Annotated in this window: 22 protein-coding genes; 12 read left to right on the plus strand and 10 right to left on the minus strand. The window is 67.1% G+C overall.

Going from position 1 to position 26,812, the window contains the following annotated elements; all coding sequences use genetic code 11:
• Positions 1–64 precede the first annotated feature (64 nt).
• Positions 65–2,563 carry a DUF2156 domain-containing protein gene (locus tag BGO47_RS10820; protein ID WP_292711815.1) on the plus strand — a complete coding sequence of 833 codons (2,499 nt, stop codon included), beginning with the start codon at positions 65–67 and terminating at the stop codon, positions 2,561–2,563.
• Entirely contained in the window at positions 2,560–3,858 is a 1,299-nt protein-coding gene (locus BGO47_RS10825; protein ID WP_292711817.1) for an alpha/beta hydrolase-fold protein, read from the plus strand. The genes BGO47_RS10820 and BGO47_RS10825 overlap by 4 nt, the downstream gene beginning before the upstream one ends.
• Positions 3,859–3,893: 35 nt before the next feature.
• Here the strand turns inward: BGO47_RS10825 and BGO47_RS10830 are convergent, their stop codons facing one another.
• On the minus strand, positions 3,894–4,781 hold the full coding sequence (locus tag BGO47_RS10830; protein ID WP_292711819.1) for a diacylglycerol kinase: 888 nt from the start codon (positions 4,779–4,781) through the stop codon (positions 3,894–3,896).
• An 8-nt stretch (positions 4,782–4,789) separates the two neighbouring features.
• Positions 4,790–8,506, minus strand: a complete 3,717-nt coding sequence (locus BGO47_RS10835; protein WP_292711821.1) for a multifunctional oxoglutarate decarboxylase/oxoglutarate dehydrogenase thiamine pyrophosphate-binding subunit/dihydrolipoyllysine-residue succinyltransferase subunit — start codon at positions 8,504–8,506, stop codon at positions 4,790–4,792.
• 174 nt (positions 8,507–8,680) lie between these two features.
• Here BGO47_RS10835 and BGO47_RS10840 point away from each other — a divergent pair, with 174 nt between their 5' ends.
• The 3 genes from BGO47_RS10840 (at position 8,681) to BGO47_RS10850 (ending at position 12,640) form a co-directional block, all read left to right on the plus strand.
• Complete coding sequence (locus BGO47_RS10840; protein WP_292711823.1) at positions 8,681–10,135, plus strand: GuaB1 family IMP dehydrogenase-related protein; 1,455 nt, start codon at positions 8,681–8,683, stop codon at positions 10,133–10,135.
• Positions 10,136–10,250: 115 nt separating this feature from the next.
• A complete protein-coding gene (locus BGO47_RS10845) occupies positions 10,251–11,576 on the plus strand; it encodes a hemolysin family protein (protein ID WP_292712149.1) in 1,326 nt (441 codons plus the stop codon).
• Positions 11,573–12,640, plus strand: coding sequence for a hemolysin family protein (locus BGO47_RS10850; protein WP_292711825.1), 1,068 nt, complete (start codon positions 11,573–11,575; stop codon positions 12,638–12,640). The genes BGO47_RS10845 and BGO47_RS10850 overlap by 4 nt, the downstream gene beginning before the upstream one ends.
• Positions 12,641–12,650: 10 nt before the next feature.
• On the opposite strand, the gene BGO47_RS10855 is transcribed toward BGO47_RS10850, so the two are convergent.
• Entirely contained in the window at positions 12,651–13,727 is a 1,077-nt protein-coding gene (locus BGO47_RS10855) for an NADH:flavin oxidoreductase/NADH oxidase (protein WP_292711827.1), read from the minus strand.
• Between the two features lie 27 nt (positions 13,728–13,754).
• Between BGO47_RS10855 and BGO47_RS10860 the strand changes: the two genes are divergently transcribed.
• The 3 genes from BGO47_RS10860 to BGO47_RS10870 are packed head-to-tail and all read left to right on the plus strand — an operon-like array spanning position 13,755 to position 16,248.
• Positions 13,755–14,606, plus strand: a complete 852-nt coding sequence (locus tag BGO47_RS10860; protein ID WP_292711829.1) for an ADP/ATP-dependent (S)-NAD(P)H-hydrate dehydratase — start codon at positions 13,755–13,757, stop codon at positions 14,604–14,606.
• 56 nt (positions 14,607–14,662) lie between these two features.
• Positions 14,663–15,943 (plus strand): hypothetical protein, encoded by a 1,281-nt coding sequence (locus BGO47_RS10865; RefSeq protein WP_292711831.1) that lies wholly within the window; start codon positions 14,663–14,665, stop codon positions 15,941–15,943.
• Entirely contained in the window at positions 15,940–16,248 is a 309-nt protein-coding gene (locus BGO47_RS10870) for a thiamine-binding protein (RefSeq protein ID WP_292711832.1), read from the plus strand. The genes BGO47_RS10865 and BGO47_RS10870 overlap by 4 nt, the downstream gene beginning before the upstream one ends.
• An 18-nt stretch (positions 16,249–16,266) precedes the next feature.
• Here the strand turns inward: BGO47_RS10870 and BGO47_RS10875 are convergent, their stop codons facing one another.
• Both BGO47_RS10875 and BGO47_RS10880 read right to left on the minus strand, forming a co-directional pair.
• Entirely contained in the window at positions 16,267–17,472 is a 1,206-nt protein-coding gene (locus BGO47_RS10875; RefSeq protein WP_292711834.1) for a homoserine O-acetyltransferase, read from the minus strand.
• A gap of 143 nt (positions 17,473–17,615) precedes the next feature.
• Positions 17,616–18,938, minus strand: a complete 1,323-nt coding sequence (locus BGO47_RS10880) for a bifunctional o-acetylhomoserine/o-acetylserine sulfhydrylase (RefSeq protein WP_292711836.1) — start codon at positions 18,936–18,938, stop codon at positions 17,616–17,618.
• A 137-nt stretch (positions 18,939–19,075) separates the two neighbouring features.
• Here BGO47_RS10880 and BGO47_RS10885 point away from each other — a divergent pair, with 137 nt between their 5' ends.
• Complete coding sequence (locus BGO47_RS10885; protein WP_292711838.1) at positions 19,076–19,852, plus strand: SDR family oxidoreductase; 777 nt, start codon at positions 19,076–19,078, stop codon at positions 19,850–19,852.
• A 23-nt stretch (positions 19,853–19,875) separates the two neighbouring features.
• Here BGO47_RS10885 and BGO47_RS10890 read toward each other — a convergent pair whose 3' ends face one another.
• Positions 19,876–21,381: an MFS transporter gene (locus tag BGO47_RS10890; protein ID WP_292711840.1), complete on the minus strand. Its 1,506-nt coding sequence runs from the start codon at positions 21,379–21,381 to the stop codon at positions 19,876–19,878.
• A gap of 63 nt (positions 21,382–21,444) precedes the next feature.
• On the opposite strand from BGO47_RS10890, the gene BGO47_RS10895 reads away from it, so the two are divergent.
• The 3 genes from BGO47_RS10895 to BGO47_RS10905 are packed head-to-tail and all read left to right on the plus strand — an operon-like array spanning position 21,445 to position 23,295.
• On the plus strand, positions 21,445–21,945 hold the full coding sequence (locus BGO47_RS10895) for a phosphoribosyltransferase (RefSeq protein WP_292711841.1): 501 nt from the start codon (positions 21,445–21,447) through the stop codon (positions 21,943–21,945).
• Positions 21,946–21,948: 3 nt separating this feature from the next.
• Positions 21,949–22,647: a uracil-DNA glycosylase gene (locus BGO47_RS10900; protein WP_292711843.1), complete on the plus strand. Its 699-nt coding sequence runs from the start codon at positions 21,949–21,951 to the stop codon at positions 22,645–22,647.
• A 9-nt stretch (positions 22,648–22,656) separates the two neighbouring features.
• A complete protein-coding gene (locus BGO47_RS10905; protein ID WP_292711844.1) occupies positions 22,657–23,295 on the plus strand; it encodes a GNAT family N-acetyltransferase in 639 nt (212 codons plus the stop codon).
• On the opposite strand, the gene BGO47_RS10910 is transcribed toward BGO47_RS10905, so the two are convergent.
• From BGO47_RS10910 to BGO47_RS10925, 4 genes are read right to left on the minus strand one after another with little or no spacing between them, the layout of a single operon-like run.
• On the minus strand, positions 23,228–24,076 hold the full coding sequence (locus BGO47_RS10910; RefSeq protein WP_292711845.1) for an ABC transporter ATP-binding protein: 849 nt from the start codon (positions 24,074–24,076) through the stop codon (positions 23,228–23,230). The genes BGO47_RS10905 and BGO47_RS10910 overlap by 68 nt on opposite strands.
• On the minus strand, positions 24,073–24,870 hold the full coding sequence (locus tag BGO47_RS10915; RefSeq protein WP_292711847.1) for an ABC transporter ATP-binding protein: 798 nt from the start codon (positions 24,868–24,870) through the stop codon (positions 24,073–24,075). The genes BGO47_RS10910 and BGO47_RS10915 overlap by 4 nt, the downstream gene beginning before the upstream one ends.
• Positions 24,867–25,790 (minus strand): ABC transporter permease, encoded by a 924-nt coding sequence (locus BGO47_RS10920; RefSeq protein ID WP_292711849.1) that lies wholly within the window; start codon positions 25,788–25,790, stop codon positions 24,867–24,869. Before BGO47_RS10920 ends, BGO47_RS10915 begins: the two co-directional genes overlap by 4 nt.
• Complete coding sequence (locus tag BGO47_RS10925; RefSeq protein WP_292711851.1) at positions 25,787–26,737, minus strand: ABC transporter permease; 951 nt, start codon at positions 26,735–26,737, stop codon at positions 25,787–25,789. The genes BGO47_RS10920 and BGO47_RS10925 overlap by 4 nt, the downstream gene beginning before the upstream one ends.
• Positions 26,738–26,812 lie beyond the last annotated feature (75 nt).

Below are 26,812 nucleotides of genomic sequence, written 5' to 3' on the forward strand. Positions count from 1 at the left end.
CCTCTCCACGTCGAGCACATGGCTGTAGTGTTTCGGCGCGACCGTGTGAACGGGAGGTGCGCCGGTGGCTGCTGTCGAGCATGCACAGCCCGATCTCGCTGCGTCACGACGCCTGAGCGTCGTCAGACGCTACATCACGGAACACGTCGTCGCGGTGTCAGCCGCGGGCCTCGTCCTGGCGTGCGCAGCTTTCACCGGAACGTTGTGGGGCGACGACGGATCGCTTTGGGGCGTGGGACCGGTCGCGGTCTTCTCCCAAGGCCGCTGGTGGACGCCGCTGACGGCGATCTTCGTTCCAGACTCCGCTGTTGACACGATCCTCACGATTCTTCTTGCGCTGACGGGCTTCGCCTACGCCGAGAGGCTGCTGGGCCGCCTCCGGCTGCTCGGGGTGACGCTTGTGGTTGCCCTCGCCGGCAACCTCGTAGCCACGGCCGTCCACGCCCTCCTGTGGACGGTGTCAGATCTGCGTCCCGTCGAGGCGGCGGAAACACCGGTGCTTGACCCGGCAACCGCGATGGTCGGTGCACTCATGGCTGCCTCTGCACTGGCATCCGCCCTCTGGCGTCGCCGCATCCGGGTCGTCGGTTTCGCCGTGTTGGCCATGTTCGCCCTCTACGCCGGTGACACCGACGCGTGGTACCGCCTCGTGGCCGCAGTGCTCGGGCTCCTGGTGGGGCTGTGGCTCGTTCGCGGAACCCCACGACGTTCCTGGCACCGATCATCCACGCGAGAGACGCGCTCCATCACGGCACTGGTCGTCGCGGTGACGGGCCTCGGTCCGCTCGCGGCGGTACTGGCCGGCGGCGGTCGGGGGCCGCTGTCGTTTGCCGTGTCGTTCTTCACCCAGTACGACGAGAACCTCATCGACCTGTGCGCGACACGGTACAGCCCGCTTTGTGACCATCAGCTCGCTGTCGTGGTGACGCGCGGCGTCGGCCCGGGTTTGATGGCGCTCGTGCCGGTCGCCCTGCTGCTGGTCGCCGCCCTCGGCCTACGCCGTGGTCGGCGTTCTGCGCTCGTCCTGGCGGTTGTGGTCGAGGCGCTGATCGGTGTCCTGGCGATCTGGTCCGTCATCGCGGGAACCGTCTCGGTCGGCCCCTGGGGCGATCCGACCTGGCTGGAGTACGGGCTGTGGGCTGTCGCGGCAATCGGGGTGTCACTGGCCATGGCCTGTGCGCTGGTCGTGCTGCGGCGATTCTTTCCCGTCCGGGCAGATCGTCGCGCTGTGCTGTGGTTCACCGGAACGGTCAGCGCCACTCTTGCTGCCTGCGCTGCAACCCACCTCGTCGCCGAGTCGATCTTCCGGCAGACCTACGTTCAGCGCGTCAGTGTCACCGACCTTCTGGTCGAGACGCTGCGCCGGTTCGTCCCGCCATCGTTCCTGCGCAACCTCGGGCAGCCGCCATACCCTACTCACGGTGCCGCGCTGCTGATCTACCAGTGGGTGGGTGTCCTGTTCTGGGCGGTCTTCATCGTCGCGATGCTGCGGATGTACCGATTCCCGCAGCACGCTGTCGTCGCCGACGACGAGCGCTATCGCCGGTTGCTTCGCCGCGGCGGCGGAACCCTCGGGTTCATGGGAACCTGGCGCGGAAACGACCACTGGTACACCGCCGACGGCACAGGAGCCGTGGCGTTTCGGCGGGTGGGCGATGTTGCCCTCGCTATCGCGGACCCGCTGTGTGTGCCCGGTCAGCGCGATCAGACGGTGCGGGCGTTTGTTGATCATTGCGCAGATCAGGGATGGTCGCCGGCCTTTTACAGCATCCATGACGAGTTCCTACCGATCTTTCGGGAGATGGGCTGGGCCTACACATCGGTCGGTGAGGAGACAGTGATGGTACTCGCCGAGCTCACACTGACGGGGAAGGCCTGGCAGAAGGTGCGCCAGCCGATGACGCGGGCTGAGCGAGACGGGTTTGTTGCACTGTGGACGCGATGGGATGACCTCACTGCTGACCAGATCGCCCAGATCAGAGAGATCGACGAGCAATGGGTCGCCGACAAGGCCCTCCCCGAGCTCGGCTTCACGCTCGGGTCGATCGAGGAGGCGAAGGACCCGGATGTGGCGCTGGTACTCGCGGTCGACCCCGAAGAGCGTATCCAGGTCGTGACGAGCTGGATGCCGTCGTGGCGATCGGGTCGACGCGTGGGGTGGACCCTCGACTATATGCGCCGCCGCGTCGACGGTCCCAACGGTCTCATGGAGTTTGTCATCGTCAAGACCGCGCTTCGAGCCAAGGATGACGGGCTGGAGGTAGTGAGCCTGTCTGGTGCTCCGCTGGCGAGTAAGCCGGGCGGCGCCGCTGAAAGCGACCGCACGCTGCTCGCATCGCTTCTCGAACAGGTGGCTGCCGCACTCGAACCGGCGTACGGCTTCGCGTCTCTCTTCCGCTTCAAGAGCAAGTTCCGGCCGGAATATCGCACGCTGTACCTCGCGTACAGCGACCCCGTGGAACTTCCGGGCATCGGTATCGCAGTGTTGCGTGCTTACCTATCGGAGCCGTCGGCTCGCGAGCTCGTCGCAGTGGCCCGGGCCGGATACGGCGGTGCTCGATGAGACAGTGGTTCCTGACGCTCGAGCTGATCGATAGCCCGATCCTCGGTGTCCTGTGCGCGATCGTCGTCGCGTTGGCCGTTGTGATCGCGTGGCCCGCCCCGAGACATCCGTGGCGCTGGCTGATCGCCCTGGTCGCTGGCTGTGTCGGCGGCTTTCTCCTCGCCGTGGTCGCCGAGGCTCTCGGCGCCTTCGACGGACCGTTACCCGATCACGCGGCGCTGTGGATCGGTGCAGGCTCCGGGTTCGCGGTCGCCGGCCTTGTCGTCGCGTTCACCCGTCCCTGGTGGCGGGGTCTGCTCGCCGTCGTCATGGCTGTGGCGGCGCTGATGGCCGCGGCGCTCGGGGTCAACTCGTCATACGGGCTGACGCACACGCCGGCGGCAGTCTTTGGCATCCAGGCACTGGATGACCTCCCGCTTCCCGCACTCACGACCTCGACAGATGACCCCGCGACCCTCTACGCCACCTGGGCGGCGCCCGCGGACCTGCCGGCGACTGGTCGAGTCAGCGCCCTATCGGGCGAGGACCGCATCCCCGCCGAGGGGTATTCGCCGAGGGATGCTGCGCTCTACCTTCCGCCTGCTGCTCTTGTCGCCAACCCGCCGAGGCTTCCGCTCATCGTCTTCATGATGGGTCAGCCGGGCACCCCCGACCCGACGAGTATCGCTGCCGCGCTCGACAGGTTTGCTGCAGCTCACAACGGGCTTGCGCCCATCGCGGTCGTCGCGGACCAGCTGGGTGCCATCGATCGGGACCCCGCGTGTCATGATTCCGCGACATACGGCGCTGTCTCGACGTATTTCACGACGGACATACCCGCGTGGGCTGTGGCGCATCTCAACGTCACGGCCGATCGCTCACGCTGGGTCATCGGAGGCTATTCGAACGGAGGGTCCTGCGCCTTCGCGTGGGGCGCGCAGGACCCGCAGATCTGGGGAAACGTGATGGACATCTCGGGCAATGAGTATCCGGGATCAGAGCACGTCCAGCAGACCATCGATGAGGTCTTCGCCGGGGATGCCGCTGCATTCCAGGCCGCGTCGCCCAGCGCGGCTCTGGTTGCTCGCGCAGGCCAGTACGCCGGGCACGTCGCCGTGTTCACGCACGGCGATCAGGACACCGTGTTCGGGCCGGGTCAGGTCTCGAATGCTGCCCTGGCCTCGGATGCCGGGTTCACGGTGTTCTCCGACACCATCGCCGGTGCAGGCCACGGTGGCGAGGCCCTCGACGGAGGCCTGGACTTCGCGCTTGACTCTCTCGCACCCCGTCTGGGCCTTGCTCCGCCCGCTGGCTGAGTGCTTGGCGCGAAGGTCACGCCAGTCCACGTCGTCTACGGCACGAAGACGCGAAGCGCCCGCGGCGCGACATCGATCTCGACAGGAAGAGGGCCGATCGGGTCACCGTCGGCGTAGGCGGTGACACCCAGCGCTCTGAGGCGGACCGTCCGGGCTCGGTGCATGCTCACCTCGGGGACATCTCCATGCGTTCCGCGGTAGACGCGGGGAAGGAGGCGCAGAAAGCGCGCGCGCCGCGTGGGGCGGACGAGGACGACATCCAACTCGCCATCTGCGGCGTCTGCCCGAGGCGCTATCTGCACGCCACCGCCATAACTGGTTCCGTTGGCAACCGCCGCCATCAGAAGAGGGCCGTCGTGCCGCGTCACAGCGCCTTCGACATCCGTCAATTCGACCTCGTACGCGAAGCTGCGCAGCGCGACCAGCTCCCGCAGGATTGCGATGGTGTATCGCGACGAGCCGCGAGGCCACCGCATCCGGTTGGCGCGGTCATTGACCCGCGAGTCGAAGCCGCTGGCCAGAACCGACCCGAAGTAGACGTCAGGCTGGCCCTGGCGACGGATGCGTGCGAGGTCGATCTCGCGGGTCACACCCCGGGCGATCGCGTCGGCAGCATCGTCAGGGCGCATCTCGCGGATGCCGAGCATCTCGGCGAGGTCGTTGCCCGTTCCCGCCGGGATGATGCCCAGCGGCGTCGCGCCGTGCGCCAAAACCTGCATCGCCAGAGACAGCGTTCCGTCGCCGCCGACAACAGCCACTGCATTCGTGCCCAGTCGCACCGCCTGTTTCAGTAACTCCGTCGACTCGGCAGCGCTGCCGCCGCTGATCACGGTTGCGCGGATGCCGTGCTCGCGCAGCCGCTCTGCGGCCCGGTTCGCAATCGTGCCACCCGTTCCGGCTCGAGCCGCCGGATTGACCAGCACGGTGACGTTCAGAGGGTGAGCGCCTTCTGCATGATCTCCGCCTGCTCAGCGGCATGCACCTTCGGGGAGCCGGTTGCGGTGGATGCCGCGGCGGCACGGGACACACGACGGATCGTGCGACCGTGCAGGTGCTTGACCACCTCGAGGGCGATGAAAGGCCAGGCCCCTTGGTTCTCGGGCTCGTCCTGCACCCACACCAACTCGGCGTTCGGGTACTCGTCGATGACGCGATTGAGGTCCTCGACCGGTGCCGGATAGAACTGCTCCAAGCGCACCAGGGCGATCTCGGGGTTCGGGTTCTTCTCGAGTTCCGCCTTCAGATCCCAGTGAATCTTGCCCGCGTGCAGCAGGACGCGCTTGACGGCGCTCTTGTCGATACCGCGATCGTCGTCGAGCACCGGCTCGAACCTGCCACCCACGAAGTCTTCAACGGGGCTTGTCGCACCGCGAAGACGCAACATCGCCTTCGGGGTGAACACGATGAGGGGCCGGCGCGGGCGGGCGTAGGCCTGACGGCGAAGCAGATGGAAGTAGGAGGCCGGTGTCGATGGCCGCGCCACGATCATGTTGTCTTGAGCGCACATCTGCAGGTAGCGCTCGATGCGAGCCGACGAGTGATCGGGGCCCTGTCCCTCGTAACCGTGCGGCAGCAGCAGCACGACGCTCGACTGCTGACCCCACTTCTGGTCAGCGGACGAGATGAACTCGTCGATCACGGACTGGGCGCCGTTCGCGAAGTCGCCGAACTGCGCTTCCCACAGCACGAGCGTGTCGGAGCGTTCGACGGAGTATCCGTACTCGAAGCCCATCGCGGCGTACTCGCTGAGAAGGGAGTCGTAGATCCAGAAGCGTCCCTGTGATTGGGAGAGGTTCACCAGCGGCAGCCACTCCTGACCGTTGGCGCGGTCGTGGAACACGGCGTGACGCTGCACGAAGGTCCCGCGTCGCGAGTCCTGCCCGACCATGCGGACGTTCGTGCCCTCCACCAGGAGCGAACCGAACGCGAGGAGCTCGCCGAACGCCCAGTCGATGCTGCCGTTGCGGCTCATGTCCTGGCGCTTGTCGAGCAGCTGCTGCAGCTTCTGATGAACAGTGAAGCCATCGGGCTTGTTGACGAACGCGTCTCCGATGAGCTGTACGACATCGCGCGACACGCCGGTCGTCTCGGGCTCGCCGATGGTGTCGATCGAGCCGGTCATCGGGGCGCCCGCCACCGGAGAAGAACCGGTCTCGGCGGCGTGTGTCTCGGCGAAGGCCTGCTCCAGGCGATCCTGGAAGTCCTTCTTGGCCTGCTCGTACTGCTCTTCCGTGATATCACCGCGGCCGACGAGCGACTCGGTGTACAGGCGGCGCACCGACCGCTTCGCCTCGATGAGGTTCGTCATGAGCGGCTGGGTCATCGAGGGGTCGTCGCCCTCGTTGTGCCCACGCCGGCGGTAGACGACCAGGTCGATGACAACATCGCGGTGGAACCGCTCGCGGTAGGCGAAAGCGACCTGCGCGACCCGCACGACCGCCTCGGGGTCATCGCCGTTGACGTGAAGGATGGGCGCTTGGATAGTCTTTGCGACATCCGTCGCGTAGACAGACGTGCGGCCATCCTGTGGCAGCGTCGTGAATCCGACCTGGTTGTTGACGACGACATGCACAGTGCCGCCGGTGCGGTAGGCGCGCAGCTGAGACATCTGGAGGGTCTCGACGACGACGCCCTGGCCGGCAAAGGCCGCATCCCCGTGGATCAGGATCGGCAACCACGAGAAGGTTCCGATAGGCAGTCGGTCTTGCTTTGCCCGGGTGATTCCCTCGAGGACGCCGTCGACGGTTTCGAGGTGAGACGGGTTGGCTGCGAGATAGACCGGAAGCTCTTCACCGCCGTCAGCGACGAACGTGCCCTCGGTCCCGAGGTGGTACTTCACGTCGCCGGAGCCGCGCTTGGAGCCGATCGCGACACGTCCCTCGAACTCGCGGAACACCTGCCCGTACGTTTTGCCGGCAACGTTGGTCAGAACGTTCAGTCGCCCACGGTGAGCCATCCCAATCGTGGCTCCGTCGAGCCCGGTTTCTGCGGCACCCTGCAGGATCTCATCCAGCAGGGGGATGAGGGACTCACCGCCTTCGAGGCTGAATCGCTTCTGACCGACGTACTTCGTCTGCAAGAAGGTTTCGAAGGCCTCAGCCTCATTGAGCTTGCTGAGGATGCGCAGCTGCTCGTCGTGGCCCGGCTTGGTGTACTTCACCTCGAGGTTCTGCTGGAACCAGGCCCGCTGCTCCGGGTCCTGGATGTGCATGTACTCGATGCCGATCGTGCGGCAGTACGAGTCGCGGAGCACGCCGAGGACCTCGCGCAGCTTCATCGTGCGCTTGCCGCCGAAGCCGCCCGTGACGAACTCCCGGTCGAGATCCCAGAACGTCAGCCCGTGCGACTCGATCTCAAGGTCGGGGTGGGTGCGCTGCTGGTACTCGAGGGGGTCGATGTCGGCCATCAGGTGACCGCGGACGCGGTAGCTGTTGATCAGCTCCTGAACGCGAGCCGTCTTGTCGATCCGCTCGGCGATGTCGACGTTGATGTCGGCATTCCAGTGAATGGGTGCGTATGGAATCCGCAGTTCGGCGAAGATGTCGTCGTAGAAGTGGCGCTCACCGATGAGCAGCTCGTGGATCTTCTTGAGGAACTCTCCCGAGCCGGCGCCCTGGATGACGCGGTGGTCATACGTGCTCGTGAGGGTGATCGTCTTGCCGATCGCCAACTCGTTGAGGGTCTTCTCACTCGCGCCCTGGAACTCGGCGGGGTATTCGAGCGCGCCGGCGCCGACGATGCATCCCTGCCCCTTCATGAGACGGGGGACGGAGTGCACCGTGCCGATCCCGCCGGGGTTGGTCAGGGAGATCGTCGTGTTCTGGAAGTCCGCGGCGGTGAGCTTGTTCTTGCGGGCGCGCGAAACCAGGTCTTCGTAAGCCGACAGATACTCGGCAAAAGTGAGGGTGTCAGCGTGCTTGATGCTCGGTACCAGCAGTGCCCGAGTGCCGTCGGGCTTGGGGAGATCGATCGCGATACCGAGGTTGACGTGGGCTGGAGCGACAACCGACGGCTTCCCGTCGATCTCGGCGTAGAACACGTTCTGGCTCGGGAACTCGGTGAGGGCACGAATGATGGCCCACCCGATGAGGTGCGTGAAACTCACCTTTCCGCCCCGAGTGCGCGCCATGTGGTTGTTGATCACGATCCGGTTGTCGATCATGAGCTTGGCGGGGACGGTGCGCACGCTCGTCGCGGTGGGAACGGTGAGCGATTCATCCATGTTCGCAGCGAGAGTCTTCGGCATCCCCTTGAGGACCGTCACCGTGTCCTCGGACGGCGGGGCGTCTGACTCCGAGCGTGCGGTATCGGGGGCCTGTGCCGGGATCGGTTGGGCCGCGGCGGGACGCGCTGTCGTGCGCGCAACGGGCTGCGAGCCGATCACCGGCGTGGGCGCGGTGACTGGATGCGCGTCGTTTGACGCGGGCTTCGCGGCCACACTCTCTCCCGAGGGCTTCGCGCCGCTCTCGCCGGCGGGTTTCACGCCGTTCTCGGTGGCGGAGTGGTAGGCCTCGAGAACCGGCCACCAGGCCTTGTCTACGGAGTTGCGGTCTTGTCGAAACTGCTCGTATAGCTCTTCAACGAGCCATTCGTTTGCGCCGAACTCGCTTTCGTTCGACACGCCGACGCCGGTCACCTGACTCGACACGTTAGATCGCCCGCTTTCGTCACGATTGTCGTCGCGGACTATCGTCGTCGCGCCCGCGTCGTTCAACACACCAGCGTAGTCCGTCTGAACGGCCCGGCAGGCCATCCGAACCTGAGCTGCGCCGCGAATTGGTCACGATTCCGCTGAGTGCATTGACGGGTACGCTTGGCGCACATGGAGTTCTACGGTGATGCGCCGGCCTTCGACCTGACCTACTCGGACGTCTTCCTCGTTCCCCGCCGATCAGGCGTGGGGAGCAGACTCGAGGTCGACCTCTCGCCCCGCGATGGGACTGCAGCCACCATCCCGCTGGTTTCAGCGAACATGAACTCGGTCACAGGTGCGCGCCTTGCCGCCACGCTCGCGCGCCGGGGCGGGCTCGGGGTTCTTCCGCAGGACCTCCCTCTGCAGGAACTGGATGCCGCGATCCGCTGGGTCAAGGACCAGCCCGCAGCCTGGGACACGCCACTGGTTCTTCCCCCCGACGCGACAGTTGCCGACGCAACGACCCTGCTGCCTCCGACGGAGGGCTACGGCGTGATCGTCGCGCAGCCCACCGACCGTCTCATGATCGAGGACGTTCAGGGCATCGTGACCGCTGTCCGACTGGGATCTGCCCTCCCCGACGCTCGACTGGGTGATCTCACACGCGGACGACCCGCGTCAGTGGATGCCGATGACATCGAGTCCGCCCGGCATGCGTTCGATGTCATTGTCGCTGCCGATGTCGAGATCGTCTGCGTCGTCCACCACGGACAGGTCGTCGGGACCCTGTCTCGCCGAAGCGCCCTGCGCGCGACGCTGTACCAACCGGCGGTCGACCGAGACGGTCGCCTCATCGTCGCGGCAGCCGTAGGTATCAACGGAGATGTGGCCGGTAAGGCGCGAGCGCTCGTGGCCGCCGGTGTTGATGTCTTGGTGCTCGACACCGCGCACGGTCATCAAGAGGGGATGCTGAGCGCGCTGCGCACCGTGTCGGCCCTCGATCTCGGTGTGCCGCTCGTGGCCGGGAACGTCGTAACGAGCGCGGGCGTTGGCGACCTCGTTGCAGCCGGCGCGAACATCATCAAGGTCGGCGTCGGGCCGGGCGCGATGTGCACGACCCGCATGATGACCGCGGTGGGGCGACCGCAGTTCTCGGCTGTCCACGAGACGGCGCTTGCGGCCCGCGCTGCCGGTGCTCATGTGTGGGCTGACGGCGGTGTGCGTTACCCGCGCGACGTTGCTCTGGCGCTGGCAGCGGGCGCGGCATCCGTCATGATCGGTTCGTGGTTTGCCGGCACGATCGAGGCTCCCGGATCGCTGCAGCGCGATGCTGCCGGCAACCTTTACAAGGAGTCGTGGGGGATGGCTTCGACCAAGGCCGTGCAAGCGCGATTCGGTCGCCTGGACGCCTACGAACGAGCGCGCAAGGAGTTGTTCGCCGAAGGCATCTCGTCGTCGAAGATCTACCTCGACCCGCAGCGACCCGGCCTCGAAGATCTCATCGACATGATCACCTCGGGGGTGCGCTCCTCGTTCACCTACGCCGGTGCCGCCTCGGTTCCCGAGTTCCACGAGCGCGCGCTCGTCGGTCTGCAGTCGGCTGCCGGCTACGAGGAAGGCAAGGCCCTCCCGGTCAGCTGGTGATGTTCGCCGCCCGGGGGCTCTATCTCGCCCGGTAGACTCGCCTCACGATGGACGACCCTCCGAGTTGCCGACGATCGCCCCACCGACCCGCACCCCAGACCGGGGGTGATGCGTGATGGAGTTCATCATGCTGGGGGTGGGGCTCCTGCTCACGATCGGAACGGGGCTGTTCGTCGCCAGCGAGTTCGCGCTGGTGAACCTCGATCGTGCAGACCTCGAAGCGCGGCAGGCTGCGGGAGAGACGCGCCTGTCGCTGACGATCAGCGCGCTCAAGATCACCTCGACGCACCTCTCCAGTGCACAACTGGGCATCACGCTGACGACGCTTCTCACCGGTTACACGATGGAGCCGGCGATCTCGAGCCTGTTGCGCCCGGTGTTCACCGGGTGGGGCTGGCCGGATGCCGTTGTCAGTCCGCTCGCTGCGATCATCGGTGTCGGCATCGCCACCATCTTTTCGATGGTGATCGGCGAACTCGTACCGAAGAATTTCGCGCTCGCCGTCCCTCGGCAGACGGCGAAACTCGTCGTGCCGTTCCAGACTGCCTTCACGACCGTCTTTCGCCCCGCCATCGTCGTGCTCAACGGAAGTGCCAACGCGTTCCTTCGCGCGGTGGGAATCGAGCCCAAGGAAGAGCTCTCGGGTGCGCGCTCGGCAGAGGAGCTCTCAAGCCTCGTACGCCGTTCGGCGAGCGCCGGTGTCCTGGAACAGGACACGGCGTCATTGCTCGACCGCTCCCTCACCTTTGCGCGCCTGACCGCCGCCGATGTCATGACGCCGCGCCCGAGCGTTCACGCGCTCGCATCCGATGACTCCGTCGAAGACGTCATCCAACTCGCGCGATCCACGGGTCACAGCCGCTTTCCGGTGTACGAGGAGTCGATGGATGACATCGTCGGGATCGCTCACCTCAAGGCTGCAGTCAGTGTTCCCCGTGGCAGACGCGGAACGGTTCCGGTGGGTGCGATCGCGACCGAGCCGCTGCGCGTGCCCGAAGCCGTGCACCTGGACGCGCTGCTGGCCGAGCTCCGCTCCCGCGGATACCAGATGGCGATCGTCGTCGATGAGTACGGCGGCACCGCCGGGGTCGTCACCCTCGAGGATCTCGTCGAAGAGATCGTCGGTGAAGTCCTCGACGAGCATGACCGGCGCCGCACCGACATCGTCCGCATCGATCGGGACGTGGTATTCCCGGGGGAGCTCCGGCCCGACGAGGTGCTCGACCGGATCGGCATCCGCATCCCGGTCGGTGACGTCTACGACACGGTCGGGGGCTACCTCATGAGCGAACTCGAGCGGATCCCCGCCGTGGGAGACAGCGTCGAGCTCGAGGAGGGGACCCTGGCGGTCGAGCGGATGGCCGGGAGGCGGGTCGATCGGGTGAGGTTCGTCCCCGCTGCCCTTCCCGGTGAGGATGCTGACGAGGAGGTGTCCTCGTGAGTGACTGGGCGGGCCTGGCATGGCTGGTCGTCCTGTTGGTGGCCAACGCCTTCTTCGTCGGCGCTGAATTCGCTGTCATCTCCGCGCGCAGATCGCAGATCGAGCCGCTGGCTGAGCGTGGCTCGCGTGCCGCCAAGACCTCGCTCTACGCCATGGAGCATGCAACGCTCATGCTGGCCACCTCGCAGCTGGGTATCACCATCTGTTCACTGCTGATCCTGAACGTCTCGGAACCGGCGATTCACCACCTCTTGGCGGTGCCGCTCGAGCTCACCGGGCTGAGCTATGCCGCAGTCGATGTCATCGCGTTCATCATCGCGCTCGTCGTCGTCTCGTACCTCCACGTCGTCTTCGGCGAGATGGTTCCCAAGAACCTGGCGTTCTCGGTTCCCGATCGTGCGGTGCTCATGCTCGCGCCGCCGCTGGTGTGGGTATCGAAGGTCTTCCACCCGGTCATCGTCACCCTCAACTGGATCGCCAATCACGTCGTTCGCTTGTTCCGGGTCGAGCCCAAGAACGAGGCGACGTCGACCTACACCCTCGAAGAAGTCGCGACGATCGTGGCGCAGTCCCGGATGGAGGGCGTGCTCGAGGACACGGCGGGCACCGTCGCGGCAGTCGTCGAGTTCACGGAGAAGAAGGCTCGCGATATCGCTGTGCCTCTTGCAGATCTCTTGACGCTGCCGCAGAACACGACGCCCAAGCAGATCGAGCGCGCCGTGGCCAAGAACGGGTTCTCGCGCTACGTCATCGTGGACCCTGCGGGGATTCCGCTTGGGTACGTCCACCTCAAAGACATCCTGCGCGCCGCTGAGGGTGAGGATGCCGCGACCGACGTTGTGCGGCCGATCGACCCCGCTCGCATCCACCACATGGTTCCGGTGACCGAGAACACCGATCTTGAGGATGCGCTTGCGCTCATGCGGGAGCGCGGCCGGCACCTCGCGCAGGTGCGGGACGCGGGCGGCACCATCACCGGTGTTCTGTTCCTCGAGGATGTCATCGAAGAACTCGTCGGCGAGGTGCAGGATGCCACCCGCCGGGGCTGGCGAAACGAACGGTAGGGGTCCGCGGTCACCCCATCCGTGTCAGTCGGGCCCGCTCGTACTGCGCCGGCCAGTACTCGATGTCATCGCCGAGCTCCGTCGCGGCGCGCAGGGCGAAGTGCGGATCGCGAAGCCACTCGCGCGCCGCCATGACGGCATCCGCGGCACCCGAGGCGAGAACCTCCTCGGCCTGTGTGCCCGTGGTGATCATCCCCACCGCGCTCACCGGAACGCCCGCGCGCTCTCGCACCTCGCGGGCGAACGGCACTTGGTAGCCCGGACCCGCGATGACCCGCTGGTGCGCGACGAGGCCGCCGCTGGAGATGTCGAAGAACACGGCACCGCGCTGAGCGGCCCAGGCGGCTACCGTCGCGGTATCGGCCACGTCCCAGCCGCCCTCAGCCCAATCCGTGGCCGAGAACCGCACCATGACGGGCGTCGTGGGCGCGGCAGCGCGAACGGCGTCGATCACCGCGAGCAGCAGCCGGGCTCGGTTCTCGAGCGAGCCGCCGTAGGAATCAGTCCGCTGATTCGACAGCGGCGAGAGGAACTCGTGGAGCAGGTAGCCGTGCGCGGCGTGCACCTCCAGCACATCGAAGCCGGCCTCGACGCTGCGGCGGGCGGCTGCCGAGAAGTCCTCGACGACCTTCGCGATTGCGGCGTCATCCATCTCCGCAGGAACGGCGTAGCCGTCGTAGGCGATCGGCGAGGGCGCGAGCGCCTGCCACCCGCCGTCCGCTGCCGGAACCGACCCGCGACCTGCTTTCAGCGGAGACCATGTCGACGCCTTCCGGCCTGCGTGCGCGAGCTGGATAGCGGAAAGGGCTCCTCGCGCGCGGATCTCTGCAGCGATCGGCGCCCAGGCGTCGCGCTGCTTGTCGTTCCAGATACCCGTGTCCTCAGGGCTGATCCGTCCCTCGGGGCTGACCGCGGTCGCCTCGGTCATCACCAGGCCCGCGCCGCCGGTCGCGAACGAGCTGAGGTGGGTGAGATGCCACGTGTTCGGCATCCCGTCTACCGAGCTGTACTGACACATGGGGGCGACCCACAGGCGGTTGCGCGCCTGCAGAGAACCGATCTCGACGGGGGTGAACAGCAGACTCATCGATTCTCCAGAGGTAGGGTTGCTCGCATGTTGCGGTCATGGGCGGCGGATGACGCGACCCGCGTCCTGGGAAGACCAACCGCCCATGACGACAAGTATTCCCGCGGTGTCGTCGGCTTGCGGACCGGGTCACGGCAATTCCCTGGTGCCGCTGTGCTCGGGGTCGAGGGCGCTTGGCGCACGGGTATCGGCATGGTGCGCTATCTCGGACCGGCGCGACCGACACGGCTCGTGCTGGCGCGGCGTCCCGAGACCGTCACAGCTGGCGGCCGCGTCCAGGCGTGGGTCATTGGTTCGGGTACGAGCTCCGCGGATCGGACGGATGCCGAGACGCGCATGTTGCGCGAGGTTCTCGACGGACCTGATCCTGTCGTTGTCGATGCCGGCGCGCTCGATCTTGCGGCATCCGCCACAGCTCCGGTAGTCATCACACCGCATGCCGGGGAGCATGCGAAGCTCCGCTTTGCGCTCGGACTCGACCCGGATGGTGCCCGCAGCGCGGCGGGTGCAGCAGAGACCGCTGTGGCACTCGGGTCCGTGGTGCTGCTGAAGGGCGCCACGACGATCGTGGCATCCCCGGAGGGCTGGGAGTGCGCGATCGAAGCCCCGACGTCATGGCTCGCCACTGCCGGGACCGGGGACGTCCTGGCAGGCATCCTCGGGGCCGTCACAGCCGGGGCTGTTGCGCGACGCGCATCGGTCTCGCTCGCCGCGTGTGCGGCGACTGCTGCGTGGCTTCATGGCCAGGCCGCCCAGACCGCGTCGGAGGCCGTGGCCGGCGGACCGATCACGGCGCTGGATGTCGCCGAGCATCTTCCGGTCGTGGTGGGCCGCCTTCTCGCGGGCCCGCACACGACGCCAATGCTCATCGAATCGTGATCGGCGCGACGGGCGTGCTGACGGGGCGGACCCCGCCGCTTCCGTAGGATGGTTGCGTGGCACGGCGGGGTTGGATGTGGGTGGCGTTCGCCCTCGTACACGGATTCGTTGCAGTAGCGGGGTACCAGCTGCCCAACGCACCGATGGGTGACGTGTACTTGGTCTACGAGCCGTGGTCGGGCTGCGCACTCGGCATCATGGATTACTGCGGGACGTCCGGACGGCAGATCGTCGGGATTACCGAGCCGTGGGTCTATCCCGTTCTGGCCCTCATACCCATGCTCGCGGCGTGGCTGTTCGAGGCCGCAGTGTCGTACACACCGGCCTGGGCGATCCTGGTGACCCTGGTGGACGCCGTCGCGTTCGCCGTGCTGCTCGGCGATGCGCGGTCTCGCGGTCGGGCGCTGGCCGCCGCGTTCTGGCTCACCTTCATGGTTGCGCTCGGGCCCGTGGGTATGTATCGCCTGGAAGGGATCACGGTTCCGCTGGCGATCATGGGATGCCTGTGGCTCGTTCGCCGGCCGTGGCTCGGATCAGCATTGCTTGCCGCCGGCACCTGGATCAAGGTGTGGCCCGCAGCCCTGCTGGCGGCAGCCCTTGTCGCGGTGCGACGTCGCCTCGCCATCGTCGGCGGTGCCGTCATCGTATCGGCGGCCACCATCGCGGTGGTGCTCGCGCTCGGCGGCGGGCGGTATCTGTTCGGCTTCATCAGCGACCAGACCGGCAGGGGTTTGCAGATTGAGGCTCCCGTGTCCGCCGTGTACCTGTGGTTCTCGGCGCTCGATGTCGCCGGTTCCCAGGTGTACTACTCCAGCGACCTGCTCACGTTCCAGGTCACCGGCCCCGGCGTCGACGCCGTAGTTGCCCTCATGACACCGCTGCTGGCGGCTTCCGTGCTTGCATTGCTGCTGCTCGGGGTGTGGGGAGTGCGCCGTGGAGCGCACATCGTGCGGCTGTATCCGGCACTGGCGTTCGCCCTGGTTCTCGCCTTCATCGTCGTGAACAAGGTCGGCTCGCCCCAGTACATGACCTGGATCGTGGCGCCTCTGGTCTACGGGCTCGTGGTTGACCGTGCGACCTGGCTGCGGCCCGCCGCCTTCGCGGTGGCGGCCGGGCTTCTGACGCAGATCGTCTACCCGATCTACTACAACTTCCTCATGACGGACCACCCTGCTCCCGGGGTCGTCGCCTTGCTCACGGCGCGAAACCTTGCCCTCGTGGTGATGTTCGCGTGGTCGGTCATCCACCTGGTGCGCATTGCCCGCGAGGGCGGGTCTGCCTCGGCACGGGCGCCGCACAGACGCCCTGCATCCGTCAGCGAAAGGTCTGCCTCATGATCGTTGCCTTCTCCGTCGCCCCGAGTGGCACAGGGCGTGCCGACGGTTCTGTTCACGATGCCGTCGCCGCGGCGGTACGGATCGTTCGGGAGTCGGGTCTGCCGCACCGTACGTCCTCGATGTTCACCGAGATCGAGGGGGAGTGGGACGAGGTGTTCACGGTCGTGAAGGCTGCCACCGAGGCGGTCGGCGCGCACGGTTCACGGGTCTCGCTCGTGCTCAAGGCCGACATCCGCCCGGGCTATACCGGCGAACTCGACGGAAAGCTCGAGCGCCTCGAGCAGGCCCTCAGCAACGAGGACTGACGCCGCCGGACTGCGCGATCAGCTCTCCAGGAGCCGGCGCAGATGGGTGCTCACTGTCGGTGTCTCGATGAGGAAGCCGTCATGGCCGAAGTCGCTCGAGATGACCGCAGCCTGGTCTCCGTCGAGGCTGGTGCGGATGCCGCGGGCGATGCGATGCTGTCCCTCGATGGGGAAGAGCCTGTCGCTGTCGATGCCGACAACGAGCGCGGTGGCGCTCACGCGAGCCAGGGCATCTTCGATGCCGCCGCGATCGCGGCCGACGTCGTGGGAGTTCATCGCCTCCACGAGCGTGATGTAGGTGTTCGCGTCGAAGCGGCGCGTGAAGCGGTTGCCGTGGAAATCGAGGTACGACTCGACCGCGAACCGGCCGCCGTTGCCCAGCGGGCTGACCTCTGACTGCCAGGAGCGTTGGAAGCGCTGGTTGAGCTCGGTCGGTGACCGGTAGTTCAGCAGGGCCATGCGCCGTGCAAGCGCGAGCCCGCGGTGGGGGCCGTCGCCGTCAGCGGCATCGTAGTACTCGCCGCCCTGGAAGCGCGGGTCGACCCGGATCGCATCGAGCTGCACCGAATTGAGGGCGATCTGGTCGGCGGTGTTCGCCGGGGGAGCAGACAGTACGGCGACCCGCTCGAGCCGGTCGGGGTATTCGATCGCCCACTCGAGTGCATGCATCCCGCCCATCGAGCCGCCGATGACAGCTGCCCACACGTCGATGCCGAGAGCGTCGGCGAGCTGCCGTTGCGCGTGGACCTGGTCGCGGATCGTGAGGTACGGGAACCGCGCTGCCCATTCGTACCCGTCGGGTGCGATCGTCGCAGGTCCGGTCGACCCCTGGCATCCGCCCAGCATGTTCGGAGCGACCACGAACCAGCGGTTCGTGTCGATGGCGCTTCCGGGCCCGACGATCCCGTCCCACCAGCCGTCGGTGGGATGCCCCGGGCCTGCTGGTCCGCGCACGTGCGAGTCGCCGGTCAGCGCGTGGAGAATCAGGATCGCGTTGTCCCGCCCGGGGGAGAGTTCGCCCCACGTCTCGAAGGCGAGGCGGTAGGCGGGAAGCTCGGCGCCGCCCTCCGTCCGGAAGGTGCCGAACGCGGCGAAGCGGCGGTCGCCGGCGGGGTCGCCGTCACGCCAGGCGCCTGTCGCCGGGGGCCTGCCCAGGAGGAGGCGCGCGTCGGCCTCGGTCACGGGCGATGAGGGCACCGTGTCTTCCGAGGTCTGCCAGTCCATTCACCCATTCTCCCGGGTCTGCCCCGGCTCCCGTCGCAATATGACGTTTCCCGCGTCCGGACTCGAACGCCGAAGGGTCGCAACTCGCCGCTGGATCGGGGATCCGTGCGGCGTGTCGCGACCCTTCGGGCGCGAGACGCAGGTCAGGCGTTGGCTGCTGCTCCGACGCTGCGGGCCGCGGCGAGGGCCTGGGCGAGGTCAGCCTTCAGGTCCTCGATGTTCTCGAGACCGACCGAGAGGCGAACGAGGCCCGGCGTAACGCCTGCCGTGAGCTGCTGCTCGGGCGTGAGCTGCGAGTGGGTCGTGGATGCCGGGTGGATCACGAGCGAGCGCACGTCACCGATGTTGGCCAGGTGGCTGAACAGCTCGAGCGAGTCGACGAACGCGCGACCGGCGTCGACACCGCCCTTGAGCTCGAACGAGAGCACGGCACCGACACCCTTGGGTGCATAGGTGTTCGCAGCGGAGTACCACGGTGAGGTCGGCAGACCCGAGTAGTTCACCGATGCGACGTCATCCTGGTTCTCGAGCCACTCCGCGATCTCCTGCGCGTTCTGCACGTGACGCTCAATACGCAGCGAGAGCGTCTCGATGCCCTGCAGCAGCAGCCAGGCGCTGATCGGGGAGATGGACGAACCCAGGTCGCGCAGCAGTTGCACGCGCGCCTTGATGATGTAGGCGATGCCGTCGCCGACCGCGGTCGTGTAGGACGCGCCGTGGTAGGAGGGGTCCGGCTCGGTCAGACCGGGGAACTTCTCGACGTTCTGCGACCAGGCGAACTTTCCGCCGTCGACGATGATGCCGCCGATGGTGGTGCCGTGACCGCCGAGGAACTTCGTCGCCGAGTGGATGACGATGTCGGCGCCATGCTCAAGGGGACGGATGAGGAACGGGGTGGCGATCGTGTTGTCGACGATCAGCGGCACGCCGTTCTCGTGTGCGACGGCCGAGACCGAACGGATGTCGAGCACGTTGATCTTCGGGTTGCCGATGGTCTCGGCGAAGAAGAGCTTGGTGTTGGGGCGGACGGCGCGACGCCATTCCTCGGGGTCGTCCTGGTTCTCAACGAAGGTCGTCTCGATGCCGAGCTTGGCGAGCGTGTACTTGAAGAGGTTGTAGGTGCCGCCGTAGATCGAGCTCGACGAGACGATGTGGTCGCCGGCCTGCGCGATGTTCAGCACGGCGAAGGTCTCAGCGGCCTGACCGGACGAGACGAGGAGGGCGCCACTGCCACCCTCGAGCGCCGCGACACGCTGCTCCACGACATCCTGCGTCGGGTTCATGATGCGGGTGTAGATGTTGCCGGACTCGGCCAGAGCGAACAGGTTCTGGGCGTGGTCGGCGTTGTCGAACACGTATGAGGTGGTCTGGTAGATCGGGGTCGCGCGCGACTTCGTGGTCGGGTCGGGGGCGGCGCCGGAGTGGATCTGCTTGGTCTCGAACTTCCAGTTCTCGGGTGCGGACATGAGGTGCTCCTTGCGTCTTCGGGGTCGGTCGGCGGGTCGACCGGCCACCACCGAGAGTACGAAGACGTGCCGTTGTCAACAACCGCATGGAAATGTGACGTAACACTTCGCGTGCCCGTGCCAGCTAGCGTTGACGCATGACCAGACGCGCAGTGGTGACGGGAGCCAGTTCGGGAATCGGTGCGGCAACGGTGCGCCGTCTGCGCGCGAGCGGGTGGGAGGTCGTGGCCGTCGCCCGGCGCGCCGATCGCCTCGCGGCGCTGGAGGATGAGACCGGAGCCGTTGCGTTCGCTGCGGATCTCACGACGGATGCCGACATCGACGCGCTGACGGAGTTTCTCGCCGGGTCCGGAGCCGTGCACTCCGTTGCACACATCGCCGGCGGTGCTCGCGGCACTGACCGTGTCGAGGAGGGCCGCGTGTCGGACTGGCAGTGGATGTACGACGTCAATGTCCTCGCCGTGCAGCGGCTGACGCAGGCGCTGCTCCCGCAGCTGCGGCGAAGTGCGGCATCCGACGGTCATGCCGACCTGCTGTTCGTGACCTCGACTGCCGCGCAGGTTGCATATCCCGGAGGTGGTGGATACAACGCCGCGAAGGCCGCCGAGTCGATGCTGGTGAATGCCCTGCGTCTCGAGCTCAATGGGGAGCCACTGCGCGTCATCGAGATCGCCCCCGGGATGGTCTATACCGAAGAGTTCACCCTGAACCGTGTCGGTGGTGATCGTGACCGTGCGGCTGCTGTCTACGAGGACGTGCAGAACCCGCTCACTGCCGAGGACGTCGCCGATGTGATCGGCTACGCCCTGGAGGCGCCCGGCCACGTCAACCTCGACCTTGTGACCATGCGCCCCGTCGCGCAGTCTGCCCAGTACCTGCTTGCCCGAGGGCCGCTCACTCCGCGCCTCCCGTAGCGCAGGGGCGGGCGCGACCACGCTCAGGTCAGCTGTCCGCTGCCCTGGGTGGCCTCGAGCTGGCTCGTGTCGGTGTCGGCGAAGGCGACTTTCGGGACGAACAGCAGCAGCAGGGCTGCGAGGAAACCGCCGCCGGCGCAGATCGCCCAGACGGCGAGGTAGCCGCCGAGGGATGCCGCGGTTTCGCTGGCGACAGCCCCGGCGCCGGCTGCAAGCAGCACGCCGAACACGGCTGACGCGAAGGCGCCGCCGACGGTCTTGGTGGTGTTGGTCAGCGCGGAGGCGATGCCGGTCTGTCCACGTGGGGCTGCCGCCGCAGCCGCCGCAGGCAGCGCCCCGACGAGAGCGCCGGAGCCGAGGCCCGCGATCATGAGGTTCAGCAGCACCTGCCAGAGCTCGAGGTGGAACGGCAAGAACAGCGTGTAGCCGATGCCGACCAGAAGCGATGCGCCGATCAGGATGAGTCGGGGATTGGCCCGACGCGACAGCACGGCGAAGATGATGGCGCCGATGATGAGGGAGAGCAGATACACGCCGATCACGTACGAGCGCTGCGACGCCGACAGCCCCAGTCCGTAGCCGAGAGATGAGTCGGTTCCCGCGTACGTCGACAGCGGCCCTTGGGCGCCGAGCAGGCTGATTCCCACGAGGAACGCAGTCGTCTGCACGGGCCACATCTCGGGTCGCCGCAGGACCCGGATGTCGATCGCGGGGTCGTCCTGTCGCAGTTCGAACCGGACGAACCAGACGAAGACGCCAAGCCCGGCGGCAAAGAGCGCGACCACCCACCACCACGCGTTCTCGCCGAGGTCGAGTTGCGGGATCATGCGCATGTAGACCAGGGCGCCCGTCACCAGCAACAGACCCCACGTCAGCAGCACGAAGCCCCAGGTGTCCAGGCGCCGACCCGTCGTGGGCTCAGACTCGGGAACACCGAGCCAGATGACCCCGGCGATGAGGGTGACCGCGATCGCGGGAATCATCATCGTGACGGTGCGGTCGCCGGTCGCTTCGAAGATCGCGCCTGCGGCAAGCGCCCCCGCGATCGCACCGGCTTGCAGTCCGACGACGAGGAGCCCAGCTGCGCGCCGGGTGGAGGAAACGCCGCGGTTCTGGCGGCGACCGCGCTCGAAGATGAGCGCGACCTCCAGCGGCAGCCAGACGACGTAGAACCCCTGCAATGCCCACGCGATCAGGAAGGTCCAGAAGTCTCCCGCGAACACGAGCCACCAGCTGGCTGCAGCGGTCAGGATGGACGAGATCAGCAGAATCCGCTTGTGCCCGTACATGTCGCCGAGCTTCGCGAGGATGGGAACGACGAGCGCAGACAGCAGCAGCTGGGCAGCTTCGAACCAGTTCACATCCGAATCGTGGATGCCGAGGTCGATGACGATGTCACTGAAGAGCGGAACGTAGTAGCCCTGGATGATGCCGCTGACGAATTCGACGAGGATGAACCAGCCGATCAGCCCTGCAGTGATTCCCAGGCCCGTTCCGCGCAACCGGTCGAGGGCGGATGCGGCGGGCACGTCCGCGAGAATAGCACCGCGGCGCCGCCTAGTCTGGTGCGGGGGCAACCGAGAGGAGAACCGGTGACGACCGAGCGGGAAACGTTGACCTGGCAAGGGTTCGGAGATGCCACGCGTGAGCTATCCCGCACCATCGTGGCTGATGGCTTCATGCCCGATGTGGTCGTCGCGATCGCCCGCGGCGGGCTCCTGCCTGCCGGCGCCATCGCGTACGGGCTCGGCGTCAAGAACTGCGGGGCGATCAACGTCGAGTTCTACACCGGCATCGGCACGGTGCTTCCCGATCCCGAGCTCCTGCCCCCAGAGATGGATATGGCCTACCTCGAAGGCCGTCGCGTCCTTCTCGTGGACGATGTCGCCGACAGCGGGCGCACGCTCGATCTGGCGGTGCGGCTCCTGACCGATCGTGGCGCGATCGTGCGTAGCGTCGTCATCTTCACGAAGCCGACGACGATCATCCGTCCAGACTGGTCGTGGAAAGACACCGACCTCTGGATCGATTTCCCCTGGTCGTGGCAGGGGTCGGTCATCGAGCAGGATGCCGCGGCTCAGGAACCAGCCTGATCGATGGCGATGTCCCTGCCAGAGCTCGCCGACGCCGGTCTGATCGACGGCGGCTGGGCCGACGCGCTCTCGCCGGTCGCCGATCGGATCGCCGGCATCGGCGAGCGCCTGCGGGCGGAGGCAGCTGCGGGACGGCGGTACCTGCCTGCGGGAGATCGGGTTCTCCGGGCCTTCGCGCGGCCGCTGGCGGATGTGCGCGTACTCATCGTCGGTCAGGATCCGTATCCGACCCCCGGGCATCCGATCGGGCTCTCGTTCGCGGTGGACGCTCACGTGAGGCCCCTGCCGCGAAGCCTCGCGAACATCTACCGAGAGCTCAACGACGACCTCGGCATCCCGCCAGCTTCGCACGGCGACCTGTCCGCCTGGAGTGATCAGGGCGTCATGCTGCTGAACCGCGTGCTCACGGTGTCGCCGGGCGCCCCAGGCTCACACCGCGGCTGGGGCTGGGAGGCTGTCACAGAGCATGCCATCCGCACCCTGGCGGCACGCGACCAGCCGCTTGTCGCCGTCCTGTGGGGGCGGGATGCCGCTAATCTGCGGCCCCTGCTGGGGCCGGTTCCGATCATCGAGTCGCCGCATCCCTCACCCCTGTCGGCGAGCCGTGGGTTTTTCGGCTCCCGCCCGTTCTCCCGGGCCAACGAGCTGCTGGAGCAGCAGGGGGCAGAACCGATCGACTGGCGCGTCGAGCGGTCGGCGTAGGCTGATCTCATGCTGGAAGAGGAATACGACAAGAAGCGGCGGCTTCCCTTCCATCTGCGACGGCGGTCCGAGCCTGAAGGGCCGTTCAGTTACGTCATCCGGGCCGCCGAGGAGCGCGACATCCCCGACATTCGGGAGATCTACAACTACTACGTGCGCAACTCCGTCGTGACCTTCGATGAGAAGGTCTGGTCGATCGCGCAATGGCGCGAGAAGTTCGCGTTCTTGGCGAAGCTCGACCTGCCCTTTCTCGTCGCTCAGTCACCGACCGGTCAGATCCTGGGCTACGCGCTCGTGCAGCCGTGGGCAGGAAAGTCCGCATACCGCTACACCGTCGAGAACTCGATCTACCTCGGCCAGGCTGCGGCAGGCAAGGGCCTCGGCCGCGCCCTGCTCGAGGCGCTCATCGAGGCCTGCCAGCAGAGGGGCATTCGCGAGATTGTCGCCGTCATCAGCGACAAGGGCGCGGAGGCCTCGATTGCTCTTCACGAGCGACTGGGCTTCACCGAAGTCGGGCGGATGGGTCGCGTCGGCTTCAAGTTCGGGCGGTGGCTCGGAACGATCTACCTGCAGAAGTCGCTCAAGCCGGTGAAGAAGGGGTTGTTCCGTCGCGGCGGCGGTCCGCGGGAGCCTCGCCCGGGGGAGTGATCGACGGGATCGCGGCCAAGAGCGCTCGCGTGTAGTCGGCCTCGGGCGCACGCAGGACGTTGGATGTCTCGCCTCGTTCGACGATCCGTCCGTCCTTCATGACCACCACCCGGTCGCAGAGGTTCTGAACCACGCCGATGTCGTGGGAGACCATGATGATCGTCATGCCCTCGTCCTGTCGGAGTCGGTCGAACAGACCAAGGATCTGCGCTCTCACCGTGACGTCGAGCGCCGACAGTGGCTCGTCACCGACGAGCAGGCGGGGCCGGTGTGCGATCGCCCGGGCGAGAGCGATGCGTTGACGCTGGCCGCCCGAGAACTCGTGCGGGAACCTGTCGGCTGCCGCAGCATCCAGACCGACCTGGGTGAGAACCTCCCGCACGCGCGCTCGCCGGTCGCCGGGGATGCCGAGTGCCCACAGCGGCTCGCCGACGATGCGCCCCACGCTCATGCGGGGGTCGAGTGAGGCATAGGGATCCTGGAACACGATGCCGGTGTCGCGCCGCAGCCACCGCAGCGACCTGGCCGATGCTGACGCGTCGACCTCGCGGCCGTCGATGTGCACCGAACCGGAGGTCGGTGTGTCCAGGCCCAGGAGGAGGCGGACGAGGGTGGACTTGCCGGAACCGGATTCGCCGATGACCCCGAGGCTGTGTCCCTCTTCGAGCGTGAGATCGACAGCATCCAGAGCCGTTGTGAAAACGGGCTTCGTGAACAGCCGCGTGGGTGGGGTGCGGTGACGCCGGGTGAGCGCCTGCGCGCGCACGAATTCAGCGCTCATGCGTCCCCACCCGAGGTCTGCCCGCGCCAGAGCGTGGCTGTCGCATCACGCAGCAGTCCCTGCGTGACAGCCGCGCGCGGCGCGCTCAGCAGGCGGGGAACCGCCCCGGCCTCGACGACGCGACCGCGTTCGAGGACCACGGCGTGAGTGGCGACCTGGGCGAGCACCGCCAGGTCGTGGGTGATGAACAGCAGGGACATGTCTTCGTCGGCGGTGAGGCCGCGCAACAGGTCGAGGATCCCGGCCTGCACCGTCGCATCGAGCGCTGTCGTCGGTTCGTCGGCGATGAGCAGACGAGGCCGGCACGCGAGCGCCATGGCGATGGCCACACGTTGGCGCTGGCCCCCGGAGAGCTGGTGCGGATAGCGCTTGATGATGGCCTCGGGTTCGGGCAGCGCGACTCGAGCGGCCTCGGCGATGGCGCGTTCCCGCAGCCCGCGGCCTCGCAGTCGTTCGTGGATGCGAACCGACTCGGCGATCTGCCGTCCGACTGTCCGGACCGGATTGAGGGCTGTCAGGGGATCTTGGAACACGATGCCGATCTCGTCGCCGCGGAGCTCCGCGAGAGCACGCTCGTGAAGGCCCAGAACCTCCTGTCCGCGCCAACGGATGCTGCCCGATGCCTGCGCACCCTGGGGTAGAAGCCCCACGATCGCCAGCGCCGTCAGGGACTTGCCGGATCCGGATTCTCCGATGAGCCCCACCGTCCCGCCGTCCGGGACCTCGAACGAGACACCGTCGACGACGCGCTCGCCGCCGATCTCGATCGTCAGCCCGTGCACCTCGAGGCTCATGAGACCACCTCGGGCATGTGCGTGCGCGACACTCGCGCGGCGCCGGTCGTCGAGGCCAGAGTCGGGTCGGATGCCTCACGGATGCCGTCGCCAAGCAGGTTCAGCCCGAGAACTGTCACCGTGATCGCCAGGCCTGGCCAGAGCACGGCAAGCGGATAGACGGTCAGGTACTGCTGCAGGTCCCGAAGCAGGACTCCCCAGGAGGGCTCGGTCACTGGCGCACCGAAACCGAGGTATGAGAGGCCGGCTTCGGCAAGAACCGCGACGGCCATCGCCCACGACAGTTGCACGATGAACACCGGTGCGACGTTGGGGAGGAGGTGGCGCCAGAGGTTCTGCATCGGGGTGAGGCCTGCCGCGGTTCCTGCCAGCACGAAATCGCTGTGGAGGACGCGTCGCAGCTCGGGTCGCGTGACGCGGGCCATGTTCACGCCGAAGCCGATCCCTACCGACCAGATCACGACCCACAGCGACCCGCCCCACACCGCGGAGATCATCATGGCCACCAGCAGTACGGGGAATGCCACGAGGATGTCGATCAGGACCGCCACCGATTCGCGAACCCAGCGTGTCGTGAGAGCACCGAGGCTTGCCAACGCGATCCCGATGACCGTGGCTACAACCGCCGACCCGACTGCCACCCAGAGCGTTGTTCCTGCGCCGGCCATCACGAGGCTCAGGATGTCGCGCCCTGCGCCATCCGTGCCGAGCAGGTGCGGCCAACTCGGCGGAAGCCAGCGGTCTTGCACGTTGACCTGTTGCGGATCGAACGGTGTCCATACCCAAGCGATCAGAGCGACCAGGATGATCGCGGCGACGACGCAGGTTCCGAAGCGCCCCGTCGGCACTGCCCACACGCGCCGCAGCCACCGCGTTCGCAGCGGGCGCCCGCTGCGTGCGCCACCTCGGGGGAGAGTCACGACGCCTCCCGTTGCCTGGGATCGAGGATCCTGTGGAGCAGGTCGACGAAGAACCCCACGATCAGGACGAAGCCCGTGAGTGCCAGCAGCTCGCCCTGGACCTTGGGAAGATCCCGTGCTCCCACGTCGTCCACGAGCATCCGACCGATGCCCGGGAGCGAGAAGAGCTGCTCGATGATCACGGCGCCAACGATGATGCCCGCGACCTGGAGCCCGAGGACCGTGATGACCGACAGCCCGACATTCGGCAACCCATGCCGGATGAGTGCCGTCGTGCGGGTCAGGCCTTTGGCGGCTGCCGTGCGGACGTAATCCTGTCCGATGGCCTGGAGTGTTGCGCTCCGCACGAAGCGTAGGAGCATGGCGCCTTCCACGATTCCGATCGTGACGGCGGGAAGGATCAGCGAGCGGATCGCCGCCGCCGGGTCGTTCCATCCGTTGCGCGGAAAGCCCTGGGCGGGGAGCCAGCCCAGCCAGACGGCGAAGACGACGACAAGCATCATGCCGGCCCAGACCACGGGAACCGCAGCGACGGTCTGGGCGCTCACGCTCATGATGGTGCCGCGGCGGTGGCCGCGCCAGATCGCGGAGGCGACACCGAGCGGAACACTGAACAGAACCGCGACGGTCAGCGACAGGATGCCGAGGGGCAGGGTGATCTGCGCCTTCTCAGCGAGCTCTTCGGCCACCGGCGTACCGGTAAGCAGAGACGTGCCGAGGTCCCCCCGAAGGACCCCACCGATCCAGTCGAGGTATTGCACCATCAGCGGGCGGTTCAGCCCGAGTTGCTCTCGGATGCCCTCGATCTGTGCAGGCGTGCCGTTCGTTCCCGCGATCAGCTGCGCCACGTCACCGGGAAGAACGCGAAGCGTCACGAAGATGATCGCGCTTGCCACGGCGAGCCCCACCACGAGCAGGCCGAGCCGGGTCACGACGTACCGGGTCACGTGTCTCTCCCGACGAGCCCCACCGCCCTCGCCCCCGGGGCGGGCGCGAGCCGACGCATCACGATGACCTCGTCA

The sequence above is a fragment of the Microbacterium sp. 67-17 genome (assembly GCF_001898325.1).
In the GTDB taxonomy this organism is placed as follows: Bacteria; Actinomycetota; Actinomycetes; order Actinomycetales; family Microbacteriaceae; genus Microbacterium; species Microbacterium schleiferi.